Annotated in this window: 25 protein-coding genes; 7 read left to right on the top strand and 18 right to left on the bottom strand. The window is 71.1% G+C overall.

Annotation, left to right across the window (positions count from 1 at the left end):
• Nucleotide 1: 1 nt before the first annotated feature.
• Nucleotides 2-385: a barstar family protein gene (locus tag ACIQU4_RS17435; RefSeq protein ID WP_403730876.1), complete on the top strand. Its 384-nt coding sequence runs from the start codon at nucleotides 2-4 to the stop codon at nucleotides 383-385.
• Nucleotides 386-654: 269 nt separating this feature from the next.
• Here ACIQU4_RS17435 and ACIQU4_RS17430 read toward each other — a convergent pair whose 3' ends face one another.
• From ACIQU4_RS17430 to ACIQU4_RS17365, 14 genes are all read right to left on the bottom strand, one after another.
• Nucleotides 655-1,902 (bottom strand): tyrosine-type recombinase/integrase, encoded by a 1,248-nt coding sequence (locus tag ACIQU4_RS17430; RefSeq protein WP_403730873.1) that lies wholly within the window; start codon nucleotides 1,900-1,902, stop codon nucleotides 655-657.
• A gap of 70 nt (nucleotides 1,903-1,972) precedes the next feature.
• On the bottom strand, nucleotides 1,973-2,209 hold the full coding sequence (locus ACIQU4_RS17425; RefSeq protein WP_403730870.1) for a helix-turn-helix transcriptional regulator: 237 nt from the start codon (nucleotides 2,207-2,209) through the stop codon (nucleotides 1,973-1,975).
• Nucleotides 2,210-2,674: 465 nt separating this feature from the next.
• Nucleotides 2,675-4,150, bottom strand: a complete 1,476-nt coding sequence (locus ACIQU4_RS17420; RefSeq protein ID WP_403730868.1) for an ATP-binding protein — start codon at nucleotides 4,148-4,150, stop codon at nucleotides 2,675-2,677.
• A gap of 2 nt (nucleotides 4,151-4,152) precedes the next feature.
• Nucleotides 4,153-5,037: a bifunctional DNA primase/polymerase gene (locus ACIQU4_RS17415; RefSeq protein WP_403730865.1), complete on the bottom strand. Its 885-nt coding sequence runs from the start codon at nucleotides 5,035-5,037 to the stop codon at nucleotides 4,153-4,155.
• Nucleotides 5,038-5,114: 77 nt separating this feature from the next.
• Nucleotides 5,115-5,390 carry a hypothetical protein gene (locus ACIQU4_RS17410; protein WP_403730976.1) on the bottom strand — a complete coding sequence of 92 codons (276 nt, stop codon included), beginning with the start codon at nucleotides 5,388-5,390 and terminating at the stop codon, nucleotides 5,115-5,117.
• 218 nt (nucleotides 5,391-5,608) lie between these two features.
• Complete coding sequence (locus ACIQU4_RS17405; protein ID WP_403730862.1) at nucleotides 5,609-7,732, bottom strand: ATP-binding protein; 2,124 nt, start codon at nucleotides 7,730-7,732, stop codon at nucleotides 5,609-5,611.
• 92 nt (nucleotides 7,733-7,824) lie between these two features.
• Nucleotides 7,825-8,070, bottom strand: coding sequence for a DUF6257 family protein (locus ACIQU4_RS17400; RefSeq protein ID WP_403730859.1), 246 nt, complete (start codon nucleotides 8,068-8,070; stop codon nucleotides 7,825-7,827).
• 80 nt (nucleotides 8,071-8,150) lie between these two features.
• Nucleotides 8,151-8,342, bottom strand: a complete 192-nt coding sequence (locus tag ACIQU4_RS17395) for a hypothetical protein (protein ID WP_403730857.1) — start codon at nucleotides 8,340-8,342, stop codon at nucleotides 8,151-8,153.
• A 15-nt stretch (nucleotides 8,343-8,357) separates the two neighbouring features.
• Nucleotides 8,358-8,525 carry a hypothetical protein gene (locus ACIQU4_RS17390; RefSeq protein ID WP_403730854.1) on the bottom strand — a complete coding sequence of 56 codons (168 nt, stop codon included), beginning with the start codon at nucleotides 8,523-8,525 and terminating at the stop codon, nucleotides 8,358-8,360.
• 42 nt (nucleotides 8,526-8,567) lie between these two features.
• On the bottom strand, nucleotides 8,568-8,954 hold the full coding sequence (locus ACIQU4_RS17385; RefSeq protein WP_403730852.1) for a DUF6251 family protein: 387 nt from the start codon (nucleotides 8,952-8,954) through the stop codon (nucleotides 8,568-8,570).
• A gap of 6 nt (nucleotides 8,955-8,960) precedes the next feature.
• On the bottom strand, nucleotides 8,961-9,320 hold the full coding sequence (locus ACIQU4_RS17380) for an RRQRL motif-containing zinc-binding protein (protein ID WP_403730849.1): 360 nt from the start codon (nucleotides 9,318-9,320) through the stop codon (nucleotides 8,961-8,963).
• Nucleotides 9,317-10,168, bottom strand: a complete 852-nt coding sequence (locus ACIQU4_RS17375; RefSeq protein WP_403730846.1) for a DUF2637 domain-containing protein — start codon at nucleotides 10,166-10,168, stop codon at nucleotides 9,317-9,319. Before ACIQU4_RS17375 ends, ACIQU4_RS17380 begins: the two co-directional genes overlap by 4 nt.
• Nucleotides 10,165-10,323 (bottom strand): hypothetical protein, encoded by a 159-nt coding sequence (locus ACIQU4_RS17370; protein WP_403730843.1) that lies wholly within the window; start codon nucleotides 10,321-10,323, stop codon nucleotides 10,165-10,167. Before ACIQU4_RS17370 ends, ACIQU4_RS17375 begins: the two co-directional genes overlap by 4 nt.
• Nucleotides 10,320-10,589, bottom strand: a complete 270-nt coding sequence (locus ACIQU4_RS17365) for a DUF6284 family protein (RefSeq protein WP_403730840.1) — start codon at nucleotides 10,587-10,589, stop codon at nucleotides 10,320-10,322. The genes ACIQU4_RS17370 and ACIQU4_RS17365 overlap by 4 nt, the downstream gene beginning before the upstream one ends.
• Nucleotides 10,590-11,053: 464 nt before the next feature.
• Between ACIQU4_RS17365 and ACIQU4_RS17360 the strand changes: the two genes are divergently transcribed.
• The 5 genes from ACIQU4_RS17360 to ACIQU4_RS17340 all read left to right on the top strand — a co-directional run bounded on the left by ACIQU4_RS17360 (nucleotide 11,054) and on the right by ACIQU4_RS17340 (nucleotide 15,720).
• Nucleotides 11,054-11,920 (top strand): GntR family transcriptional regulator, encoded by an 867-nt coding sequence (locus ACIQU4_RS17360; protein WP_403730837.1) that lies wholly within the window; start codon nucleotides 11,054-11,056, stop codon nucleotides 11,918-11,920.
• Between the two features lie 34 nt (nucleotides 11,921-11,954).
• Nucleotides 11,955-12,620 (top strand): HAD family hydrolase, encoded by a 666-nt coding sequence (locus ACIQU4_RS17355; RefSeq protein ID WP_403730834.1) that lies wholly within the window; start codon nucleotides 11,955-11,957, stop codon nucleotides 12,618-12,620.
• A gap of 229 nt (nucleotides 12,621-12,849) precedes the next feature.
• Nucleotides 12,850-14,514 (top strand): energy-dependent translational throttle protein EttA, encoded by a 1,665-nt coding sequence (gene ettA / locus ACIQU4_RS17350; protein WP_403730831.1) that lies wholly within the window; start codon nucleotides 12,850-12,852, stop codon nucleotides 14,512-14,514.
• Nucleotides 14,515-14,524: 10 nt separating this feature from the next.
• The gene (locus ACIQU4_RS17345; protein WP_403730828.1) at nucleotides 14,525-15,001 is read left to right on the top strand and encodes an acyl-CoA thioesterase; all 477 of its coding nucleotides are present in this window, start codon (nucleotides 14,525-14,527) and stop codon (nucleotides 14,999-15,001) included.
• Nucleotides 14,998-15,720 carry a hypothetical protein gene (locus tag ACIQU4_RS17340; RefSeq protein WP_403730825.1) on the top strand — a complete coding sequence of 241 codons (723 nt, stop codon included), beginning with the start codon at nucleotides 14,998-15,000 and terminating at the stop codon, nucleotides 15,718-15,720. The genes ACIQU4_RS17345 and ACIQU4_RS17340 overlap by 4 nt, the downstream gene beginning before the upstream one ends.
• 11 nt (nucleotides 15,721-15,731) lie before the next feature.
• On the opposite strand, the gene ACIQU4_RS17335 is transcribed toward ACIQU4_RS17340, so the two are convergent.
• Nucleotides 15,732-16,136 carry a globin gene (locus ACIQU4_RS17335; protein ID WP_385577597.1) on the bottom strand — a complete coding sequence of 135 codons (405 nt, stop codon included), beginning with the start codon at nucleotides 16,134-16,136 and terminating at the stop codon, nucleotides 15,732-15,734.
• A gap of 88 nt (nucleotides 16,137-16,224) precedes the next feature.
• Here ACIQU4_RS17335 and ACIQU4_RS17330 point away from each other — a divergent pair, with 88 nt between their 5' ends.
• Nucleotides 16,225-17,241, top strand: coding sequence for a methyltransferase domain-containing protein (locus ACIQU4_RS17330; RefSeq protein ID WP_403730822.1), 1,017 nt, complete (start codon nucleotides 16,225-16,227; stop codon nucleotides 17,239-17,241).
• Between the two features lie 16 nt (nucleotides 17,242-17,257).
• Here the strand turns inward: ACIQU4_RS17330 and ACIQU4_RS17325 are convergent, their stop codons facing one another.
• The 3 genes from ACIQU4_RS17325 to ACIQU4_RS17315 form a co-directional block, all read right to left on the bottom strand.
• Nucleotides 17,258-18,304 carry an FHA domain-containing protein gene (locus ACIQU4_RS17325; protein ID WP_403730819.1) on the bottom strand — a complete coding sequence of 349 codons (1,047 nt, stop codon included), beginning with the start codon at nucleotides 18,302-18,304 and terminating at the stop codon, nucleotides 17,258-17,260.
• A gap of 63 nt (nucleotides 18,305-18,367) precedes the next feature.
• Nucleotides 18,368-19,693 (bottom strand): VWA domain-containing protein, encoded by a 1,326-nt coding sequence (locus ACIQU4_RS17320; RefSeq protein WP_403730816.1) that lies wholly within the window; start codon nucleotides 19,691-19,693, stop codon nucleotides 18,368-18,370.
• Between the two features lie 42 nt (nucleotides 19,694-19,735).
• Nucleotides 19,736-21,172, bottom strand: coding sequence for a protein phosphatase 2C domain-containing protein (locus ACIQU4_RS17315; RefSeq protein ID WP_403730814.1), 1,437 nt, complete (start codon nucleotides 21,170-21,172; stop codon nucleotides 19,736-19,738).
• Nucleotides 21,173-21,245 lie beyond the last annotated feature (73 nt).

Raw genomic sequence — 21,245 nt, 5'->3', positions numbered from 1 at the left:
CATGACGACCTACGTGCTGGACGGCGGCCGGATCGGAACGCTGGACGACTTCTGGACGCTGATGGGCGAAGCCGTCAACGGCCCCGGGGGCTACTTCGGCCGGAATCTCGACAGCTTCGTCGACTGCCTCCGGGGCGGCTTCGGGACCCCTGACGACGCTGGCTTCGTGATCGAGTGGCGGGACCACGACCTGTCCCGCCGGGCCCTTGGCCACCCGGAGACCGCCCGCCACCTGGAGGGCGTGCTGGCGCGCTGCCATCCCACGAACCGGGCCCGAGTCGCCGAGGAGCTCGCGCAGGCGCGCAGAGGCCAGGGCCCGACCCTGTTCGGCATCCTCACGGAGATCATCGAGAACCGGGCCCCGGGCACCCTCCGCCTGCGCTGACGCGGTCACACCGCCAGGGGTGTCCTGTGGATCAGGCCGGTCGCGTGGCCGACGGTGACCCGGCCGTCACGGAGCCCTGGCGGGAGCCGCCCGAAGGCCCCTCGGGAACCGTCCGGCCGTGCGGGGGCTGAGCTACCCATTCGCCCGTAGGTGTGGACGACTGGCAAGATGGGGTGTTTCTGGCGAAAGTGGAGCCCCCAAGGGCCCCTGACCTGCGGCGGAACCGCTAATCAGGGGCCGTCGCGGGGCCGTGGGCCGTCTGTGGGCCGTCAGGCCGCCTCAGGGGCGCTCCGGGGGCCGCCGAAGACTGCGGACACGGCCGCGCGCGTCCGCTGCTCGCTGCTCGGCATCAGGTGCGTGTAGATCCGCAGCGTGAAGCCGGGATCCGAGTGACCGAGGTACACGCTCAGCGCCTTGATGCTCTCGCCGCTGTCCAGGAGCACCGACGCGTAGAAGTGCCTCAGGGCGTGCATGCCGTCATCCGGAGCGGCAGCGTACCGCTCGCCCCGCTCCCGGGGCGGGATGACGCCGGCGGACGACAGGGCGGCCTTCCAGACGCGGTCGTCGAAGTAGCTGCGCCAGATCGCATGACCCACAGCGCTCGTGAAGACGAGCTGACGGGCCACCAGCGGCCCTTCAGGAGTCTTCCAAGGCAACTTCACCTCGACCGGAGGGAAGCGCTTCATATGGGCGCTCAGGGCCGCAGCAGTCACCGGGCTCAAGGGCACGTCGCGGAGCTTGCCCCGCTTCGGCGGCGCGAACACGAGCTTTCCGCCCACGCGCTTGACCTGCTGCCGGACGTAGAGCCACCCGTTCGCGGTGTCGATGTTCTCCCGATCCAGACCGAAGATCTCGCCCTGCCGAAGGCCGCAGCCGCCCCCCACGTCCACCATCGCCGTGAAGCGGTCGGGCAGGCCGGCGCGGACTGCCAACACGCGCTTCTCGGACCAAGGCTGAACCAGTCGCGGGGCAGGCTCCGGCGCTTTGACGGACTGGGCGTGACAAGGGTTGGCCCTGATCACCCCATCGTCCTTGGCCGCGTTGAAGAGAGACGACACCGAGTCGTAGATGGCGCGTCGGTACGTCGCGTTGGGAAGTGTCGCCGTAAGGGCGCTCAACCAGGTGCGCACGTGCTCCGGCTTGAACGACCCCATCGGGCGGGTGCCCAGGTGGGGAACGGCGTGCAGGCGGATCCGCCTCTTCACCGCCTCTTGGCTCACCACGTCGGTCGTCAGGCCGCCAAGCCACTTCTCGGCGTACTCGCGGAACGTGATGCGCCCGGCCTTCGGGTCGAAGAACTGCCCGGAGTCCATGTCGGCCTTGATCCGGGTGAGCCACTTCTCGGCGCGACCCTTCTCGCGGTCCGGGAAGCTCTGTGACTGCTCGGTCCCGTCGGGGCCGACGTACCGGGCGCGGTAGCGAAGCCCGGTGCCGTGGCGCTCGCTCTTCACCCGGCGGGACTTCCCGTCGGGCCCGATCTCGGTCTTGTACCAGCGGTCTTGGATGTGGCCTGCCACGTGAGGGCCCTTCTGGGGAAGTGCTGAGGGCGGGCCCAAGTGGGCCCGCCCTCAGCGGTGGTGTAATTGGTCAGGCGGCTTGGCTGATGTCCAAGCGCTTCTGCTCGGCGATCCAGTCGTAGAGGTCTGCGGGGTCGTAGCGGGTGTGCTTGCCGACGCGGAATCCGGGCGGGCCGGTCCGCTTCTTGCGCCACTGGTAGAGGGTCTCCACGGGGACGTCGAGGAGTCCGGAGACGTCCTCGGGGGTGAGATAGCGATCGGGGAGTCCGCCGCGCAGGATGGCGCGGGGGTCGCTTGGGGCGGGCATTGCTCCTCCGGCGGGATCGGGTGGGGCCCGTATGTGTCCGAGGTGCGGATTTCTGCGTCACCGCGTTGTCTGTGTCATTCACCGGTCTGACCTGCGGTTTTAGGCGACGCGGGAGGGCGGTCGTGCGTCACCGGCCTGCGTCACCGTCACCGCTGTGACGCGGCTTGGTGACGTGGGCGACGCTCAATGACGCAGCCGTGGGCCGTCTGCGTCACCGGTGTCGTCGCAGGTCAGTGCGCGTTTTGGGTGCGCCGGTGACTCGGGTGACGCAGCGTCTCTCTTCTTAGGAAAAGAGAAGGGTGATTTCTGTTGGTTGTGCGGTGCGCCTTCGAGCGTGAATGGGGAGCCGCTGCGCGGCACGACCCTTGCAGCGGCGGCAAGCCGCCGGAACAGCAAGAGGAGCACGCCTCGCCCGGTGGCGGGTGCTCCTCTTGTCTGTACCAGGACCGGTCGCGGTGGCGCCGGTTAGAACGCGGCCTGCTGCTGGGCGGGCGTCGCGGCTGCCGGGCGGGCGATCTCGATGTAGCGGGCGGTCTTGGTGCGGCCCCAGTCGACGAGCACGCCGCGGGCGGCCAGGGTGGGCTGCAGCCGCTTGAGACGGTCGGAGAAGACCTTCCCCGTCGTAGGCCAGCCCTTGGGCAGAGCGCGGAAGTCGTCGCCGGTGTAGAGCTGGGTGAGGGCATGTAGCCACTCGGTGGAGGTCATCTGGACCTCGGCACCGGGGTCGAGGGTGGCGGCGTGCTTGAGGACGGTCTGGGCGAGGAGGTCGCCCTCGATGACGTCGTCGTTGAGGTCGTCGAGGCTGGCCCGGTACGCGGCCAGCGCCCCCAGCCCCGTGGCGGCGTCGAACTGGGCGCACAGGTGAGCGAAGTCCGCCATGCGCAAGTCGCTGGGGATGTCCGACTCGGTGGCCCGCACCTTCACCGTGAGATCCAGGAGCGAGCCGAGGATGACGGGCAGCTCATGGGCGAACTCCGTCCACAGCTCCGCCTCGGTCCGCCGCACCCGGGGCCGTTCCAGCCGCAGGGGCAGGAGGCGTTCGGCAAGGTCGGGGCGGACCACGCCCACGTCGATGCCGGTGAGGAGCAGGGGTCGGCGGTACCGGGAGCGGACCACGTCCCCGTCGGTGAACAGCGCCCGCTTGATGCTCTCAGCACCGGTCACGATGCAGCACATCAGGTCGGACAGATCCGGCGGCAGGTGCGAGAGGTTGTCCAGGGCCGTGACCCACCCGGCGGCCACGGCCGTGATCAGGTTCTCCTCATCCTTCGGCGCCCGGCGCAGGTCACCGCTCATGCCCTCGATGATCCGCACCAGCATCCGCCCGCCGGTGGACTTGCCGGCGCCCTGGGGGCCGGTGAGGAACGGCGCGGGGACGGGCACGGACGGCTCCAGGCAGCCGATCAGCCACGCCACGGCGAGGCACTCGCTCTCGGCGTTGGCGAAGTTGCACAGCCGCAGCAGCGCATCGAGGCCCTTACCGTCGGTGTCCTTCTCGGGAAGCGGGAGTTCGCCAGTGAGCTGGGTGCGCCGCCAGGACACCTCGCGGGGGTCGGGGGTGAGGATGTCCCAGCCGGTGGGGTGGATGCGGACGGACTGGCCGTCGTCGCGGCCGAGGTCGAGCCAGGTGGCGCCGTCGTAGCCGGGGGCTACGCGGATGTAGGTGGGCTGTACGTCCTGGTGGAGTGCGAGTGCTTCGATCAAGTCCAATGCCTCCTTGAGTGCGCTGCCGTTGAATACGCCGTGTCCGTCGTTGAAGAGACCGACCATGAGTTCCTGGCGGTGGCTGCCGGTCGTGCCCTGGGAGCGGATCGGGCGGGCCACGGGGTGGCCGTTGCGCTGGGCGTAGACGGTGCCGTCGCCGGTACGGAAGTACCGGAAATGGTCCTGCGCGTACTCGGTGATGACTTTGCGGGCAGGGTTCTTCTCGTCCTCGGGCATCGCTACATCCCCAGCGTCGTGCGGGCGTTGGACCAGGCGGTCTCGCAGTGCCGCAGGGACTCGCCCTTCTCCTGCGCGGCCGTGAACAGCCGGTCGATGTGGGCCTGCGTGAGGCAGCCGCACCGGCCGTGCGCGGACAGCACCGCGAGGAACAGCCGATACACGGCCCGGTGGATCCCGTCAGACGCGACCTTGATGCGCTGCTCAGCCATGGCGATGCCCCGCTCCAGGTAGGCGGGCGAGCGATGCGGACACTGCCCGCCCGTAGCCGCCGGGGCCACGGTGGCGGGGCAGGGTGCCGGCCGCACCGGGGTCGGCTGCTTCACGGCGAGCGTGCGCACGGCGTCCGGCAGCGCGGTCATGGTGCCGGTGCCAGGGCCGCGCCACTGGGTGTAGGCCAGCGTGGACTTGATGTCGACGCCCTTGCGGACCCCGTTGACCGAGCGCATGGCGCCCCGATAGATCCAGTGCTCTCCGCGCGTCGTGGCGACGGTCTTCGTGGCGGGGAGGGTCTGGCGGGCCCAAGCGACCGCCTCGGAGTCGTCGAGGTCGAGAACGGTGAGCCCGGCGCCGCCGGGGTGGTAGGCGACGGCCGCAGCCTGCCGCCAGGTGCCCGCCCACGCCGGGGAGGTGAGGACGTCTCGGTCGGTGGTGGCGGCGCCCCAGCCGTGGCACGGTGCCGGGCAGGCGCAGGGCCCGGCGGCGAGCATGTGCGGCCGGTCGCCGCACGCGGAGCGGGTGCAGGCTCGGCAGTTCCCGAACGGCTGCTTCCCCTGCCGCAGGGGCAGCACGGGCAGGCCGTGTTCGGCGAGCGAGAGCGCGGTGCGTAGGTGTCCAGGTAAGGCTGCCCGGCGAAGGTCTCGCGGGATGTCGGTGGGGTGGGTCATGCTGGTCTCTCCAGTTCTTGAGCGTGCTGGATGAAAGCGGCCCCAGTCATTGGCGTGAGGGGGCCGCTTTCGGTTTTCTAGAACGGGGGTTCGTCGCTCCACGGGTCGGGGTTGGGGCTGGTGCGGGGCCACTGCGGGGTGCGCGGGAGGGGGAGAAGGGTCCAGCGGCGGGTTTCGTCCCAGCAATGGCAGGGCTCCCACTCGGTGCCGGCGTACTCGCCGGTCTCGTAGTCGCCGTAGTCGTGGTTGTGGCCGCCTTCGCCCCGGCAGTCGGGGCAGGCGGGGTCGGGGGTGTCGGTCAGGACCAGGGCCGGACGCGGCCAGGTGCTGCGGCGGATGCGCGGTCGCACGATGCTCCTCGTGACGAAGCAGAATCCCTGCCACTGGTTGGACAGGGAGGTTTGGTCATCCCCTGACGGAAGGGCTGTGGAGGGGGCTTCGGGGGTCTGACCTGCGGCGCCTCCCTGCCTCCCTGGCAGATCATTTGTGCAGGTCAGTGCCAGGTAGGTGGGTCAGGGAGGGGGTCAGGGAGTTCTCCCTGCCTCCCTGACCATGCGGGGGTTGCCTCCCTCTACTCAGCAGCGGAAGCGGAACCGTCCTCGGGGCGGGAGGCGAGGACGCGGGCGACGCGGTCCCGGCCGATGACCATGCGGCCATCGGACTTGTACGCCTCGGCGCCGGTGTTCTCCAGCACGCGCTTGAGGTCGATGAACGACCACGACCCGTACGCCTTGCCGTTGAGAGCGGCGAGCCGCTTCAGGACGTCGTGGGTGGGCAGTCGGGCCTCGGTGCCGAGCACGGTGAGGATGTCCGCGAGCGGGTCCGACGCGTCCGCGTCCGGGATGCCGTGGGCGGTGACAACGCCGGCCCGCAGGGCCTTGGCCCGGTCGGCCACCGCTGCGGCGGTGTCGGTGTCGATGTAGTGCGTCCGCACCGTGATGGAGGCCTGTCCGGCCGGGATGGTGATGCCGTCCGAGGCAACAACCACGGTCCCCTTGTCCAGCCCCTGACGGAGCAGGTGCGGCGCGGCGCCGCCGTCGACGGCTTTGTCCCCGAGGGCCATGCGTGCTTGGGACTCGGTACCGAGGGCGAGGGAGACGCGGGTGTGGGCGCCTTCCCGGACGAGCTTGGGCAGGTTCTGGTCGGTCGGGTCCTGCGTGCCCTCCCACAGCAGCACATCCACAGCCCGCCCCTGGTTGTGAATCTTCCGCGCCGCCATGAAGTACCGGGACGTGGCCTTCGATCCGCCGTAGGGGCGCTTGTCGTCGCCGACTGCCGGGCACATGAACGCGACCTGCGCCTCATCCACGACCAGCACCAGCGGCGGGAACACCGTCCCGGGCGGGGACTGGATCCGCCGTTCCATCTCCGCGACCCCGGCCTCCAGCATCTCCGTCGCGTCGATGACGTGACCGTCAGTCGGCCCCTGGATCAGGGTGGTGGCAAGGCCGTCGAACATGGCCCAGTCGCCCACGCCCTTGAGGTCGGCGATCCGGAACTCGACCGTCTTGTCCAGAGCCAGCCACAGGGCCAGCGCGCGCAGGGCTGCGGTCTTGCCCTGGTTGGACAGACCCGTGATCAGCAGCATCCGCTGATACAGGCTGATCAGTGCCCCGTCGCCGCGCAGGTCCTGACCCCAGGGCGCCTTACCGGTGCGGTAGTTCGCGGTCAGGGTGTCGTCGGTCTCCAGCGGGGACGGGCCGATCGGCTCATCCAGGGCGCCGGAGTCGGCGATCCACAGCCGCACCGTCCGGGCTGCCGTCGGGAGGGTGATGAACACTTCGTGTTCGTGCCGGGCGAGGTTCTCGGCGAGCTTGCGGCGCCGCCCTTGGACCTCGGCGGTGGAGACGCCGGAGGGGAGGGTGACGTCGACTTCCACGCCGCATCCGGCGATCCGGATCGGGCCGAGCATCGCCGCACCGACGTCCCCCATGTCCTTGATCGCGTTGCGGAGCGGGGCGATACCGAGGTCACGCAATGCGGTGACCACGATCGAGGGCGTGATCGGGGCACCAGCCGTGTCGCGCTCTGCGGCGGGCATCGCCCACGCGGGGGCCGTCTGCTTCTGCCGGCCGACCTGCCACAGCGCCAGTAACGCCAGCCACGGTCCGACCGTGACGGCCGGACCCCACACGACGGTGGCGACGTAGACGGTCCAGCGGATCGCCTCGATCACCGCGCCGATCGGGCCGATCACCCAGGTGATGTCCTTGTTCGCTATGGCCAGCACGACCCCGAGCAGGAGCAGCCCGCCGACGGTGAGGCCCGCGCCGTAGAGGGCGCTCATGGCCATGTCCTTGGGGGCTTTGATCAGGTCCATGCGGCGGTGGTGGCGGGCGGCCCGGTAGCGGGTGAGGCGGTCTTCCCATTCCTTGGCCTCCTCGAAGTTCCCCGCGGCTTCGGCGGCACGGATCATCCGCTCGTACCGGGAGGCGGTCCGCCCGTCCCACGTCCGCTTGGCCACAATCCGCGTGCCACCGGCCACGTACATGCCGTGCCGGGCCACCAGCCGCGCCGCCGTACGGGTCCGCTCGTCGGTGACGGCCCTGCGCAGACCACGTACGGTCCGCTTCCACACCCGCACCGGACGCACCTTCACCGGTGCGGCGGATGCCGGGGTGGTGGGGGTGTCGCCGGGGAGGGTGTAGGTGCCGGTTGCGGGGTCTTTGAAGAGAGGGACGACGTTGTCGGTCATGCTGGAAACTCCTGCTCTCGCTGACAAGCGGGTGGGTAGGGCCCGGGGCGGCCGGCGTTCTTTGGCGAGAGGACGGCCGCCCCGGGACACAACTACTTGCGGTACTTGGTCTGCGTGTTCGTCTTCGCGGCGGCCTTGCGAGCGGCCTTCTCGGCGGCCGCCTGATCGGCGATCTCGCGGGCTTCGCGTTCGCGGGCGCCGTCGATGACCCGCTCGACCTTGCGTTCCAGGTCGCCGAGGTGGACGTTCTCTCCGGCGATGCCGCGCTTGGCCATCCGGGCCGTGTACCAGCCGATCTGCGCGACCTCACGAGCGGTGAACTTCGGGTCCTTCGCCATGGCGTGCAGCTCCATTCCGGAGACCGGGCTGTCCGGCTCCCCTCACCACCCGGCACGCGGCCGGGTGGATCGGGCAGCCGTCAGACAGGCCGCAGCTGTTCGGGGCGGTAGGCGGGCCAGCCGGTGAGGGCGTCCATGAATCCGCTGCTCAGGCCGTCCACGAGAAGGGATCCGTCGGTCTGGACGAACACGACCTTGCCGGTCTTGCCCTTGGTCCACCGGTTGTTGCCTTCGTCGACCACGACCACGTGATCGCCCACGTTGAAGCTCATGCCGGACTCCTTTCGTCAGCGGGAGAAGCCGGAGAGGTTCCAACGGGGGTGCTTACGGGCCATGTGGGCCTTGCGGTCCTGCTCGGCCTTGTCGGGGCTGTTACGGAGGGGGCCGAGGACTCCGCAGTCACACTTGAACTTCCACGCGGAGTAGTGCTTCGACGTTGTCACGTAGGACGCCACGGTGAACTCCTTGTCAGGTGGAACAGGCTGGGTGGGGACGGGTCAGCCGCGCTTGCGGCGGGCCTTGCGCACGTTCTTCACGGCCTGCGTGCCCTGCGGGCTGCCGACCGACTTCACGACGGTGTGGACGCCCCAGCCGAGGACCAGGGCGAGGAACGCCAGGAACGCGATGTTCGCGGCGATGGCGGTCAGGGCGCCGACGAGCAGCGGGCCGAAGTACACGCCAGCCGCGACCGCGCCGGCGCCGACCCCGGAGCCGAGCGCGATGCGCTGGACGGTCTTGTCGGGCGGGGCCTGGTGGATGTGCTGATGGACGACCTGCGGGCCGGCGTACGGGGCGGGCAGGCTGTCGGAGTAGACGTGGGTCCCGTCCGGGAGCTGTACGACGCCGGGCGGGCGGACGGGTTCGGGCAGGTGGTTCACGGTCATCTCCCGTCAGGAGGCTTCGGGGTAGGCGCAGGGGACACACATGCCGAGCGAGGTCGGGATGACGTATCCGGCGTCGGTCCGGCAGGTGGGGCAGGTGCGGCGGGCCGTGTTCGCCCGGTCCAGGGCTGCCTGTTTGGCCGGGGTCATCGGACGGACCGGCTTGGCTCGGTCGACGCGGTAGAGGAACGCGGTCAGCGGTCCGCGCCGGTAGCGGGGGCGCAGTATCTGTCCGGCGATGTCCTGGCCACCGGGCCGCAGGCCCAGGGACCGTAACTGGCGGCGGGTGGCCAGTCCTTCCGGGGCCAGGCGCCACGGGAAGGTGGGTATCCCGTACTGGGTGCCGGCCGGATCGAGGCACGGGGTCATGAGGCCACCGCCTCAGCCGCAGCAGTCGCGGCCCGCTCGCCCTTCAAGGTGTCCCGCAGGATGCGAGCCTTGGCCGGGGACGTACGCAGGGCCTTGCGGATCCGCTCACCGGTCAGATCCTCGACCGGCCACGCCTCGGTGATGCTGCGCGCCTCAGCCAACAGCTCCTCCGGGGTGCGGACCGGTCGGACCGATCGAGCCGACTCCGGTACCCGACCGGTCGCCCGGCGCAGACGCGGCGCTTCAGCCGCAACGGCCACCGGCACGCGAACCTCAATCGGGTCGGCCACCTCGACCACATCGACCGGCGCGGGGACCGGTGCCGGGGGCGGGGTGGGCTCTTCGATCTGGGGTTCGCCCTGCTCAGCCATCGACCGATTTACATCGATCTGCGCCGATTCATCCTGGATCGGTTCGATCGGGGGTCGGTGGTGCAGGACTTTGGCTACGAGGTCGGAGCCGAAGTAGATCGAGCCGACCGGCAACGACGTGGCGAGCAGGACCAGGGCCCAGTTCGCCGGGTTCCAGTCGGCCAGTCGACCCCAGTCGACCGAACCGCCATGCAGCTCCGGCACCAGTCCGTGGACGTAGTTCAGGGCGAGGGAGGCGATCGTGTACGCCGCGAGGACCCGCAGCGCGAACCGGCGGGCCTCACCCGACAGCACGAGCGCGGCCACCAGGGCGAGGGCCATGAGGCCGTCGACCACGAACGGGTACAGCGTCGCGGCCGTAGCGTCCGCGCCGATCGCGGTGGCGATGTCCCGCAGCGCGTTCCAGGAGACCCGGAACGCCATGCCGACCACGGTCACCAAGGCCAGCACCAGCAGGATCTTTCCCGACCGGTTCACCGGTCGCCCTGCTCGTCGTCGAGGTCGCCGGCCACCCAGATCCACGACGGCCCCCACCAGTCGTCCTCGTAGTCGCTCAGTAGGCCAACCGGAGGGGGAGGAAGCGGCGGGGCGGGGCGGAAGAGGCTGGCCAGGCGGCGAAGGATGCCCCTCACGCTCCGACCTCCGGGTGAGAGGAGGTGGTGACCTTGGCGGCCAGGTCCCGGCGGGCGGCGAGCAGGCGCCGGCGGGCCCGGCGGATCCGCCGCTCGTCCAGCTCCGAGACCGGCCGGTCCAGCAGGGCGATCCGTACGTCGAGCAACTCGACCTCGGCCGAGATGACCGGCATCTCAGCCTCGATCGCGTTCAGCTCCGCGTCCGACGGCTCCAGACCGTCCGACCACGGGGTAACACGCTTCTGAAGTGCAACGATGGATTCCACGGGTCTTGCTCCTTCGAGAGAGGAACGGGACCCAACAGCAGCCCCCGGCGTCCTACCGCCGGGGGCTGCACTGCGTTGGGGTGAAGCAGGGGGGGCGAACTCCGGCTCCCCTCAACCCCGCCCGTACGACGCCGAAGCGCCGGACAGGCGGAGGAGGCAACCGGCCGCAGCCTGGCAAGACTGCGAAGGGTTGATCACATGCGTTTGTGTCTCGTTTCGGGAGCGCGCTCCCGTTGGTAGGCAGAGACTCGCCGTCCGGCTGACAAGGGTTGCCGGCGCCCTCGGCCCGTCCCCGGGCCTCTTTGCCCGTGAGCAGCATCGATTCACGACACGGCTCCCCCGTTCAGCCTGACTTACTTGGCTAGCCCGGTGGGCACGAGAACAACATAGCCAGCCTGGCTAGTCACGTCAACATCTGGCTATCCAAGCTGCCCAAATAGCCAGGTTGGCCGTAGCATCGGGCCATGACCTTTGCGCTTGAACCCCTGGACCCGGACGACGACCGGCCGCCGTACGAACAGGTGGCGCGCAGCCTGGGGGCCGCGATCAGAACGAGGAAGCTCGCCCCCGGGGAGAAGCTGCCGTCACACAAGATGCTGACGGATCACTACGGCTTCGCTCGGGCCACGATTCAGCGGGCGCTCCGGGATCTGGAGGACGAAGGGCTTGTCGTGTCCCGGAAGGGGAGCGGCGTGTTCGTTCGTAACCGCACGGAGCGGCCGGCGGGTCTCCGACCGTACGTCGAGCAGGCGTTCGCGAGCAGGAACGTCACGATCGATTTCGCGGGGTTCTCCAGCGAGACCCTGCATGGCGCGCTGCAAGAGCCGCTGGACAAGATCCGCATCGGGCGACTCACTCCGGCCAGCATCCGCATCCGCATCCTCGTGCCGGACATGGACGTGCCGCAGGCTGCCCCGGTCCGACGCGAGGACTGCGCGGACGACGCCCGGCTGCGCAGCCGGATGCACGACATCATGGTCGGCTACACCCGCAGCATCTCGGACGCGATAAGCGAGCTGAGCCACCTTGGGCTGGTGCAGGAGAGCAGCGTCAGTGTCCGCGTCCACAGCGGTACGCAGTTCTTCAAGCTGTACGTGATCAACAATGAGGACGCGTTCTTCGGGTACTACCCGATCCGGCCGAACAAGGTCGTGGCACAGGGCGAGGTCATCGACATCTTCGACCTCGTCGGCAAGGACACGATCTTGTTCCACCACTCGATGAACGACGGTGACTCGTCCAGTGGCGCGCAGCAGGTCGAACAGGCGCGCATGTGGTTCGACAGCATCTGGGAAACGATCGCGAGGGATGCAGATGCCCAGGTCCTCTGAGGTTCTGGCGGACGTCGTCGGGACGTCAGGCGGGGTGCTCTTCGACTTCGACGGGCCCATCTGCGACGTCTTCCGTGGGATGCCTGCTCCGGCGGTCGCTGCCGATCTGGCCGAGATCATTGCGAGCCGTGCACCGGCACTCGCGAGCCGTGCACGCGCGACAGACGACCCGATGGAGATCCACCGACTTTCGCAGGAGGGTGGCGCGGCTCTGCTGGCTGAAGTAGAGGCGGCGCTGACCGCCGCCGAGGTCGCTGCGGTCAAGGTTGCCGGGCCCCCGGTTACGGGCGCCGTGCAGGCGCTGGCGGCGGCCAAGGAATCGAACCGGCGGGTCGCCGTTGTGAGCAACAACTCGGCCGAGTGCGTACGTGAGTACCTCGCGATCCACGGCATCGGAGGAACGGTCGATGCCGTGGTCGGGCGCCCGGTCCTTCGGCCCGATCTCATGAAGCCCGATCCGTACCCGTTGCTCACCGCCGCCGAGACCTTGGGTATCGAGCCTGCCGCCCTGGTGCTCATCGGCGACTCGACCACGGACGTCGAGGCAGCCCGGGCCGCAGGCGTCCGAAGCATCGGCTTCGCGAACAAGCCTCGGAAGCAGTCCACCCTTGCCGATGCCGGCGCGGACGTCGTCGTGGTCGGCATGGATGCCGTTGCGGACGTGCTCGCTTCGGCGGGCGTCGTGCAGCGGCGGGCATAGCCCCCACCTGCGCAAAGGTGGGCTGTGCAGTCCGAAGCTGGGCCGTCCCTGGGCCGTCAGAGGTGACCCTGGGACGGCCGCCGACAGCCAATGACGACCAGGATCGCGTGGGGCCTCTGAAGCTGGACCCCAGGTCAGGGCCCCCGGACCATACGCGTTTCCCCCGGGGTATGGACGCCTGGCAAGATGGGGTGTATCTGCCCACCATCGATCTGCCGGACGGTTTCTCTTGGCTGAGTTCATCTACACCATGCGCAAGACGCGCAAGGCGCACGGCGACAAGGTGATTCTTGATGACGTCTCCTTGAACTTCCTGCCCGGCGCGAAGATCGGTGTGGTCGGCCCCAACGGCGCCGGTAAGTCCACCGTTCTGAAGATCATGGCGGGCCTGGAGCAGCCGTCCAACGGCGACGCCTTCCTGTCGCCCGGCTACACCGTCGGCATCCTCATGCAGGAGCCCAAGCTCGACGAGTCCAAGACGGTCCTGGAGAACGTCCAGGACGGCGCCGCCGACACCATGAAGAAGCTCAAGCGCTTCAACGAGGTCGCCGAGCTGATGGGCGTCGAGTACACCGACGCCCTCATGGACGAGATGGGCAAGCTCCAGGAGGACCTCGACCACTCCAACGCCTGGGACCTGGACGCCCAGCTGGAGCAGGCCATGGACGCGCTGGGCTGCCCGCCCGGCGACTGGCCGGTCACCAACCTCTCCGGTGGCGAGAAGCGCCGCGTGGCGCTGTGCAAGCTGCTGATCGAGGCCCCGGACCTGCTCCTCCTCGACGAGCCCACCAACCACCTCGACGCCGAGTCGGTGAACTGGCTGGAGCAGCACCTCTCGAAGTACGCGGGCTGCGTCATCGCCGTCACCCACGACCGGTACTTCCTGAACAACGTCGCCGAGTGGATCCTCGAACTCGACCGCGGCCGGGCGATCGCGTACGAGGGCAACTACTCCACCTACCTGGAGAAGAAGCAGGCGCGCCTCAAGGTCGAGGGCCGCAAGGACGAGAAGCGCCAGAAGCGCCTCAAGGAAGAGCTGGAGTGGGTCCGCTCCAACGCCAAGGGCCGCCAGACCAAGTCCAAGGCCCGTCTCGCCCGCTACGAGGAGATGGCGGCCGAGGCGGACAAGATGCGCAAGCTGGACTTCGAGGAGATCCAGATCCCGCCGGGCCCGCGTCTGGGCTCGATCGTGGTCGAGGTCAACAACCTCTCCAAGGCGTTCGGCGACAAGGTCCTCATCGACGACCTGTCCTTCACGCTGCCGCGCAACGGCATCGTCGGCATCATCGGCCCGAACGGCGCCGGCAAGACCACGCTCTTCAAGATGATCCAGGGCCTGGAGGCGCCGGACGCCGGCTCCGTCAAGGTCGGCGAGACCGTCAAGATCAGCTACGTCGACCAGTCCCGCGCCAACATCGACCCCAAGAAGACCCTCTGGGCGGTCGTGTCGGACGAGCTGGACTACATCAACGTCGGCCAGGTCGAGATGCCGTCGCGCGCCTACGTCAGCGCCTTCGGCTTCAAGGGCCCCGACCAGCAGAAGCCGGCCGGCGTCCTGTCCGGTGGTGAGCGCAACCGCCTCAACCTGGCGCTGACGCTCAAGGAGGGCGGCAACCTGCTGCTCCTCGACGAGCCCACCAACGACCTCGACGTCGAGACCCTGTCCTCGCTCGAGAACGCGCTCCTGGAATTCCCGGGCGCGGCCGTGGTCATCTCCCACGACCGCTGGTTCCTCGACCGAGTCGCCACGCACATCCTGGCGTACGAGGGCGAGTCCAAGTGGTACTGGTTCGAAGGCAACTTCGAGTCCTACGAGAAGAACAAGATCGAGCGTCTCGGCGCGGACGCGGCCCGTCCGCACCGTGCCACCTACAAGAAGCTCACGCGAGGCTGAGGCCGGAACCATGGCCAGACACCACTACCGGTGCCCCCTGCGCTGGGCGGACATGGATGCCTTCGGGCACGTCAACAACGTCGTCTTCCTCCGCTATCTGGAGGAGGCGCGGATCGACTTCATGTTCCGCCTCGCGCCGGGGGAGGGCAGCGAGTCGTTCACGGGCGGCTCCGTCGTGGCCCGCCACGAGATCGACTACAAGCTGCCCCTCGTCCACCGTCACGAGCCCGTCCTCATCGAGTCCTGGGTGACCCGGATAGGCGCCGCGTCCCTGACCATCCGCTACGAGGTCAAGGACGAGGCGACCGAGGACGCACCCGAGACGGTGTACGTGCGCGCCGAGACGGTGGTCGTGCCGTACAACCTCGCCGAGGGGCGGCCCCGCCGCATCACGGCGGAGGAGAGGCACTTCCTCGAGGAGTACCTCGACGAGCCGGCCCGGCCGGCCGGCAAGGCCAAGGCCGCCGAAGGGCGCCTGGCGGCATGACCGAGCAGTTGCGCTTCGCCGACTCCGGGGAGGCGGCGGACCTCGCCGCCTTCCTGGGCCGGCTGGTGCACTACGACCGCGCCGCCGCGGTCCGCCTGCAGGCGCAGGCGGGCGGCGGCGCGCTCGCCGTTTTCGGACGGCCGGCCTCCTTCGAGGTGCTGGCCATCCGCACGGTGCGCCTCTCCGTACCCGTCTCCCGCCCGCTGGACGTGACGGTGTCCGCCGGCGAGCTGCTGGAATCCGTGGACGAGGCCGCCGCGAGCACCACCGTCCCCGCGCCGGTCACCGGCCCGCCGTGGACCGGGGTGCTCCCGCCCCGCGGCGGCTGGCGGCAGCTGCCCGGGCTGCCCGGCCCCGAGGCGATACGGGCCGCCGTGAGCGCCTCCGTCGCCGAGTTCCGGGCCCGTGACGAGGCCCTGCCCCCGCAGCACCGGACCCGGTCCGAGCGGGACCGCATCGGCCGCGAGATCTGGTCCAGGACGCTGGACGACACCGAGCTCCCGCTGCGCGCCGTGCACGCCGCGCAGTCCCTGGGCTTCCTGCGGCCGGTCCGGTCGGCCGTGGCGAGCGGCGGCGGCGCTCCCGGCGCCGTCCCCGACCCGGTGGCCCTGCTCGCCTCCGGCGGCTGGCTCCGGCTGCGCACCCCGTACGGTTCGATCGCGATGCGCCGCCCCGGCGGCGTCGGGGGCCTGGGCGCCCTCCAGGTCCGGCCGGTCTAGCCTCGTACGGGCTACCCCGCGGTGTTGATCATCGAGGCGGCGGCGTACGTCAGGTACCGCCACAGCTGCGCCTCCAGCTCCGGCGCCAGGCCCAGCTCGTCCACCGCCACGCGCATGTGCCCCAGCCACGCGTCGTGCGCCGCCGCGTCCACCTGGAACGGGGCGTGCCGCATCCGCAGGCGGGGGTGGCCGCGGTTCTCGCTGTACGTGTTCGGGCCGCCCCAGTACTGCATCAGGAACAGGGCGAACCGCTCCTCGGCCGGGCCGAGGTCCTCCTCCGGGTACATGGGGCGCAGCAGCGGGTCCTGCGCGACCCCCTGGTAGAAGCGCCGCACCAGACGGCGGAACGTCTCCTCGCCGCCCACCTGCTCGTAGAACGTCTGCTCCTGAACCGTGCCCCGCGGAATCTCATTCACCCGACCATCGTCTCAGACGCCCGGACGGAGGACGGAGGTCTTAGGACCACCGTTCGCCTCCCGGGCCCGGTCGCAGGACAGTGGAGCCATGGGTGCACACGCCGCTCACTCCGCACGTCCCGCACGCTCCCCGCAGGCCCCGCACGCCGAGGCGCGGGACCTGCGGGACACCGCCCACGCCGCGCAGGTGCGGGAGCTGACCGCCGCCGGGGTGCTGGAGGACCCCGCCTGGCGGGCGGCCTTCGCGGCGGTGCCCCGGCACGTCTTCGTCCCGTACTTCTTCACCGGCCGCGGGGCCGGCTACGAGCGGCTCTGGGGCGAGGACCCGGACCCGGCCCACCGGGCCCGCTGGCTGCGCGGGGTCTACACGGACGCCCCGCTCGCCACCCGGCTGCGCGACGGCGAGCTGGTCTCGTCCAGCAGCCAGCCGTCCCTGATGGCGAAGATGCTGGAGTCGCTGGACGTCCGCGACGGGGACGACGTGCTGGAGATCGGCACCGGCACCGGCTACACCGCCGCGCTGCTCAGCCACCGGCTCGGCGAGGAGCACGTCACCACGATCGACCTGGACGAGGAGATCACCGAGTCCGCCCGGGCGCACCTGGCCCTGCTCGGCCTCCGGCCGACCGTGGTCACCGGGGACGGGGCGCGCGGCTGCCCCTCCCGGGCCCCCTTCGACCGGATCCTGGTGACCTGCACGCTGCCGCTGATCCCGTACGCCTGGCTCGGCCAGTGCCGGCCCGGTGCGCGGATCCTGGCCCCCCTGTCGACCGGGCTGATCGCGCTGACGGTCCGGGACGCCGACTTCGCGGAGGGCCGCTTCCAGCACACCTCGGCGTACTTCGTCCCGCTGCGCGGGGCCACGGCCTCGCCGAGCGCGCCCGGGATGCCGTACGGGCTCCCGTACGAGCTGGTGGAGAACGAGCGGTTCCAGTTCATGCTCGTACTGACGGCGGGCGCGCTGCACCCGCGCGAGGCCCTGGACCTGTGGCGCGGCGAGGGCCGGCCGGGCCGCGAGCGGTTCGGGGTGACGGTCAGCGCGGAGGGGCAGTGGTCCTGGCTCGACGACCCCCAGGGCCCGTACGTATGGCCTCTGGGGGAGTGAGGCGTATGACCTCCGGCTAACCCCGGCGGATGGTGATCGTGGTCCAGGCGCCCACGTGGACCCGGTCGCCGTCGGTGAGGGGCACCGGGACGTAGGGCTGGATCGGTTCCTCACCGCCGTTGATGGTGGTGCCGTTGGTGGAGTTCTGGTCCACGACGGCCCAGCTGAGGTCGGGCTGCTGGACGAGCACCGCGTGCTGGTGGGAGACGCCCGGGTCCTCCGGGGGCACCGACAGGTCGATGTCCGGGGACTCGCCCGTGGAGGCGCGGCGGCGGCCGATGGTGATCTGGCCGGCAGAGAGCGGAAGATGCTGCTCCGGGGAGTACGCGGGCAGGTTGAGCCCGGCCGCCTCGGGGCCGCTGCGTTGCATCATCGCCATGAAGTACGAGCGGTCGGGGCCGATCGTCGCGCTCCACGCGCCGGTGCTCTGGGGCCGGAACGGCTGCTGGGGCTGGTGCTGCTGCTGTTGTTGCTGCTGGGCTTGCGGCGCCTGCTGGTACTCGTGCGGCTGCTGCTGGTACTCCGGCTGCTGGTACTCCCGGAGCGGCGGCGGGGGCTGCTGCGGGTACTGCGGCTGCTGCGGCTGCTGATGGCCCTGCGACGGCGGCGGCAGCAGCCAGTCGTCCTCGCGCTGCAGCGGCTCGGCCGGCCGGTTGACCCGGGACGGCCGGGAGCCCTGGTACTCGAAGTGGTCCTGGGAGAACGGCGCCGAAGCGGGCACCTGCGGCGCGGGAGGCGGGGGCGGAGGCGGCGGGGTGGCCCCGGCGCCGTTCCCGCCTGCGGCTCCCGCATCCGTGCCCGGCGGCGTGAGCGGCGTGTACGAGGTCGCCGAGCGCGTCAGGAAGTTGTACCGGCACTCCTCGCAGAACGGGGCCATGGCCTCGCGCGGGGTCCGGCACTGCGGGCAGAGCTCCGCCTGGGCGGTCGGCTCACCGGCGGTGGGAGGGTAGCCGTAGCCGTAGGAGGGCGCCGCGGGCGCGCCCGTGGCGGCAGCCATGCGGTGGCCGCAGACCTCGCACCAGTCGTCGGAGGCGGACTGGTGCCCGTTCGGGCAGGTCGGCATGGCGGCTCTTCCCCCTTCAGCCTGCGTCATCGCGTCAGGTCTTCTCAGGTCTCTCAGGTGGTCTCAGGACTTCTTCACACGGACGGTCTGGATCGAACGCGTTTCGAGGGTCATCTCGTCGGCATCCGCGACCTTCGCCTTCAGCCGCACAGTACCCGCCGCCGCATCGACGACATCCACCACCTTCGCGAGCAGTTTGGCCGTGTCCGCGTTTCCGGAGGCACTGGCCAGTTGCACGGCACGGCCGAGCTTGGCCGTGGCGCCGTCGACATCGCCCAGTTTGCGCGCTTCCAGGCCCTGTTGGATAGCCTGCGCGAGCTCTGCCTGCCCCGTGTAGTGGGCGACCTGCGGATTGATGGCGGTGGAAGCGGCCAGATCGTCCGTCCACACCGCCCGTACGAGTCCCTGCGCGAGCGTGGCGGGCGGCTCGCCCGGCGCGCCGGGGAGCAGGAGCGTGGCCCGGGCGGCCAGCATCTCCTGCCCGACGGACGCGGCCGGGACCCGGACGCACACGTGGTACTCGCGGGACTCGTCGCCCCAGGACCCGGTCGGGTAGTCGCCGGCGCGCGGACCCGCCTCGGAGCGGCGGTCGCTGAGGTCCTGGACGGTGGGCGCGACCTGCTTGACGTACTGGATCTCCACGCCGACCGGGGTCCACAGGCGCAGCGCGACGTCCGCGACCTCCTTGCCCATGACGTTCTCCATCATGAGCGTGAAGTCCTCGGTGAGGTGCGCCGGATCGGCCACGATGTCGGCCGAGCCGAGCAGCGCGCCGGCGATGCCGGTGACCTCTTTGACCTCCCAGTCGGTCCCCACCCCGCGGGCGTCGCAGGTGAAGCGGCCCGCGCAGGCCTCCAGGGTGGCGCGGAGCACGGCCGGTTCCTCGTGCTCGTTGCGGCCGTCGGTGAGCAGGATGCCGTGCCGGATGGCGGCGGGGGACTGGCGCAGCAGGCCGTCGGCGAGGCGCAGCCAGGTGCCGATGGCGGTGCCGCCGCCGGCGCTCAGGCCGCGCAGGGCCTCCTTGGCCTGGGCGCGGGTGGCCGGGTCGGCGAAGGCGAGGCGGCCCTGGCCGGGGTAGACCTCCTTGGCCACGTGCGTGCCGGCTATGACGGCGAACGCGGTGCCGTCGCGCAGGGTGTCGATCGCGGCGGCGGTGGCCTCGCGGGCGCCGCGCATCTTGTCCGGCGGGTACTCCATGGACCCCGAGCAGTCCACCATGATCACGACGGCGGCCGAGCCGTGGGCGGCCGCCGCGCGGGTGGCCGTGGCGCCTCCGGTGGACGTGACCGTGACGATGGCGTGGACGTCCCGCCCGCCCTCCGGGAGGAACTCGTTCTGGTACACCTCCACGCTGAAGCGCGGGGCGCTCGGCTTGGCGAAGTTCGCCATCGGCTGGACTCCTAGGAGAGGACGGGGATGTGGGCGGGTGGATCAGGCCTGAGGGCGTGCTTCCGGTTCCACTTGCCCTTCCGTTTCCGTTTCCGCTCGCGCAACTGCTGCCGCCGCGGTGGCCGTTGCCGCTCCCGGGCCGGCCGGTGCGGCGAACGGGACGACGGCCACGGTGACGTTGTCGTGGCCGCCCCCGTCGAGGGCGTGCCCCACCAGGACCTGCGCGCTGTGCAGGGGGCGGGCGGCGGCGTCCGCGGGCAGCACCTGGGCCATGTCCTGCGCGGACTCGGCGTAGTTCCACAGGCCGTCGGTGCAGACGACCACCACGCCCGCGTGGTCCGGCTTGAACGTGGCGGTGTGCGGCTCCAGGTCGTACGCGTCGGCCCCGAGCCAGCCCGTGATGGCGTGGGCGCGGACATCGGCGTAGGCCTCGGCCTCGCCCATCAGCCCGGCCGCGACCATCTGGGCCGCCCAGGAGTCGTCCTCGGTGAGGCGGCGCGGCAGCGCGTCCCGGTCGTCCGGGACCCAGTACGCGCGGCTGTCGCCGACCCAGCCGACGGTCAGCAGCTCGCCGCTGACGACGGCGCCGACCAGGGTGCAGGCGGGGGCGTTCTGGGCGCCCGGGACCTCCGGGGCCAGGGCGTTCACGGCGGCGGCCGCGGCCAGGATGGCGTCGTGCATGGCCTCCTGGGGGTGGGCGCCGCGCGGGAGGGCGTCGAGCAGGGCCTCGTTGGCGGCCCCGGCCGCGGCGGCCGATGCCTCGTCGGGGCGGCTGGCGGAGGAGACGCCGTCGCAGACGATGGCCACGGTGGCGGCCGATCCGTCGGGCAGGGCCGTGGCCGCGACCGCGAACGAGTCCTCGTTGCGGTGGTGGCGCAACCCCCGGTCGCTGACGGCGGCGACGCTGCCGAGCTCCTCCTCCAGGTGGTCCCGTTCGCGGGGCTGGGCGTGCCCGCAGTGCTCGCAGTACCCGTCGGTGTCGACCCGCCCGGCCCGGCAGGCCACGCAGGTCTTCCCGCCGTCGCCGCCCGCGGGAGCGGTCCCCTGCGGGGTGTCGGAGGCGTACGGGTCCTCGTGCCCGGGGCCGGCGCCGCCGTAGGGGGCTTCGGGCGCGCCCCAGGGGGTCCCTTCGGGCGGGGTGGGGGTGCTGCCGGGCCGGTCGTGCCGGATCTCGCCGGCGCCGGGCGCCGGGTCGGGCGCGCTGCCGTACGCCGGGTCGGGCGCGCCGTACGAGGAGCCCTGCGGCGGTACGGGAGCCGCCGCGGCGACGGGGGCGGGGGCGGCGGCCGGCTCCGCCGGGGCGGACCACCCGGCGGTCTCCCCGGCCAGCGTCGGGGCCGCGCCGGCGGCGACACTGCCCCACCCGGGCGCGGGCTCCGCGAGGGCGTAGCCCCCCGTCGGGCCGGTCGGCGCGGCCGGGAGCGTCGGGATCGGGAGCGTCGGCTCGTCCCGGGACACGGGCGGGGGCGCGGCGGACACGGGAGAGCCGCAGACGCCGCAGAAACGGTCACCCGCCTCAAGGGGCTCCGCGCAGCTGGGGCAGCCAGACGGC

The organism is Streptomyces sp. NPDC090741 (assembly GCF_044769045.1).
Classification (GTDB): Bacteria; Actinomycetota; Actinomycetes; order Streptomycetales; family Streptomycetaceae; genus Streptomyces.
The sequence above is the reverse complement of the archived record's forward strand: the minus strand, read 5'-3'. Positions and strand labels throughout refer to the sequence as shown.

Bases quoted from the DNA above. Each gene is read 5' to 3' on its own strand.
- ACIQU4_RS17435 (WP_403730876.1), top strand. From the start codon at position 2: ATGACGACCTACGTGCTGGACGGCGGCCGGATCGGAACGCTGGACGAC.
- ACIQU4_RS17425 (WP_403730870.1), bottom strand. From the start codon at position 2,209: ATGCCCGCCCCAAGCGACCCCCGCGCCATCCTGCGCGGCGGACTCCCC.
- ACIQU4_RS17420 (WP_403730868.1), bottom strand. From the start codon at position 4,150: ATGCCCGAGGACGAGAAGAACCCTGCCCGCAAAGTCATCACCGAGTAC.
- ACIQU4_RS17415 (WP_403730865.1), bottom strand. From the start codon at position 5,037: ATGACCCACCCCACCGACATCCCGCGAGACCTTCGCCGGGCAGCCTTA.
- ACIQU4_RS17405 (WP_403730862.1), bottom strand. From the start codon at position 7,732: ATGACCGACAACGTCGTCCCTCTCTTCAAAGACCCCGCAACCGGCACC.
- ACIQU4_RS17400 (WP_403730859.1), bottom strand. From the start codon at position 8,070: ATGGCGAAGGACCCGAAGTTCACCGCTCGTGAGGTCGCGCAGATCGGC.
- ACIQU4_RS17395 (WP_403730857.1), bottom strand. From the start codon at position 8,342: ATGAGCTTCAACGTGGGCGATCACGTGGTCGTGGTCGACGAAGGCAAC.
- ACIQU4_RS17385 (WP_403730852.1), bottom strand. From the start codon at position 8,954: ATGACCGTGAACCACCTGCCCGAACCCGTCCGCCCGCCCGGCGTCGTA.
- ACIQU4_RS17380 (WP_403730849.1), bottom strand. From the start codon at position 9,320: ATGACCCCGTGCCTCGATCCGGCCGGCACCCAGTACGGGATACCCACC.
- ACIQU4_RS17360 (WP_403730837.1), top strand. From the start codon at position 11,054: ATGACCTTTGCGCTTGAACCCCTGGACCCGGACGACGACCGGCCGCCG.
- ACIQU4_RS17345 (WP_403730828.1), top strand. From the start codon at position 14,525: ATGGCCAGACACCACTACCGGTGCCCCCTGCGCTGGGCGGACATGGAT.
- ACIQU4_RS17340 (WP_403730825.1), top strand. From the start codon at position 14,998: ATGACCGAGCAGTTGCGCTTCGCCGACTCCGGGGAGGCGGCGGACCTC.
- ACIQU4_RS17330 (WP_403730822.1), top strand. From the start codon at position 16,225: ATGGGTGCACACGCCGCTCACTCCGCACGTCCCGCACGCTCCCCGCAG.
- ACIQU4_RS17325 (WP_403730819.1), bottom strand. From the start codon at position 18,304: ATGCCGACCTGCCCGAACGGGCACCAGTCCGCCTCCGACGACTGGTGC.
- ACIQU4_RS17320 (WP_403730816.1), bottom strand. From the start codon at position 19,693: ATGGCGAACTTCGCCAAGCCGAGCGCCCCGCGCTTCAGCGTGGAGGTG.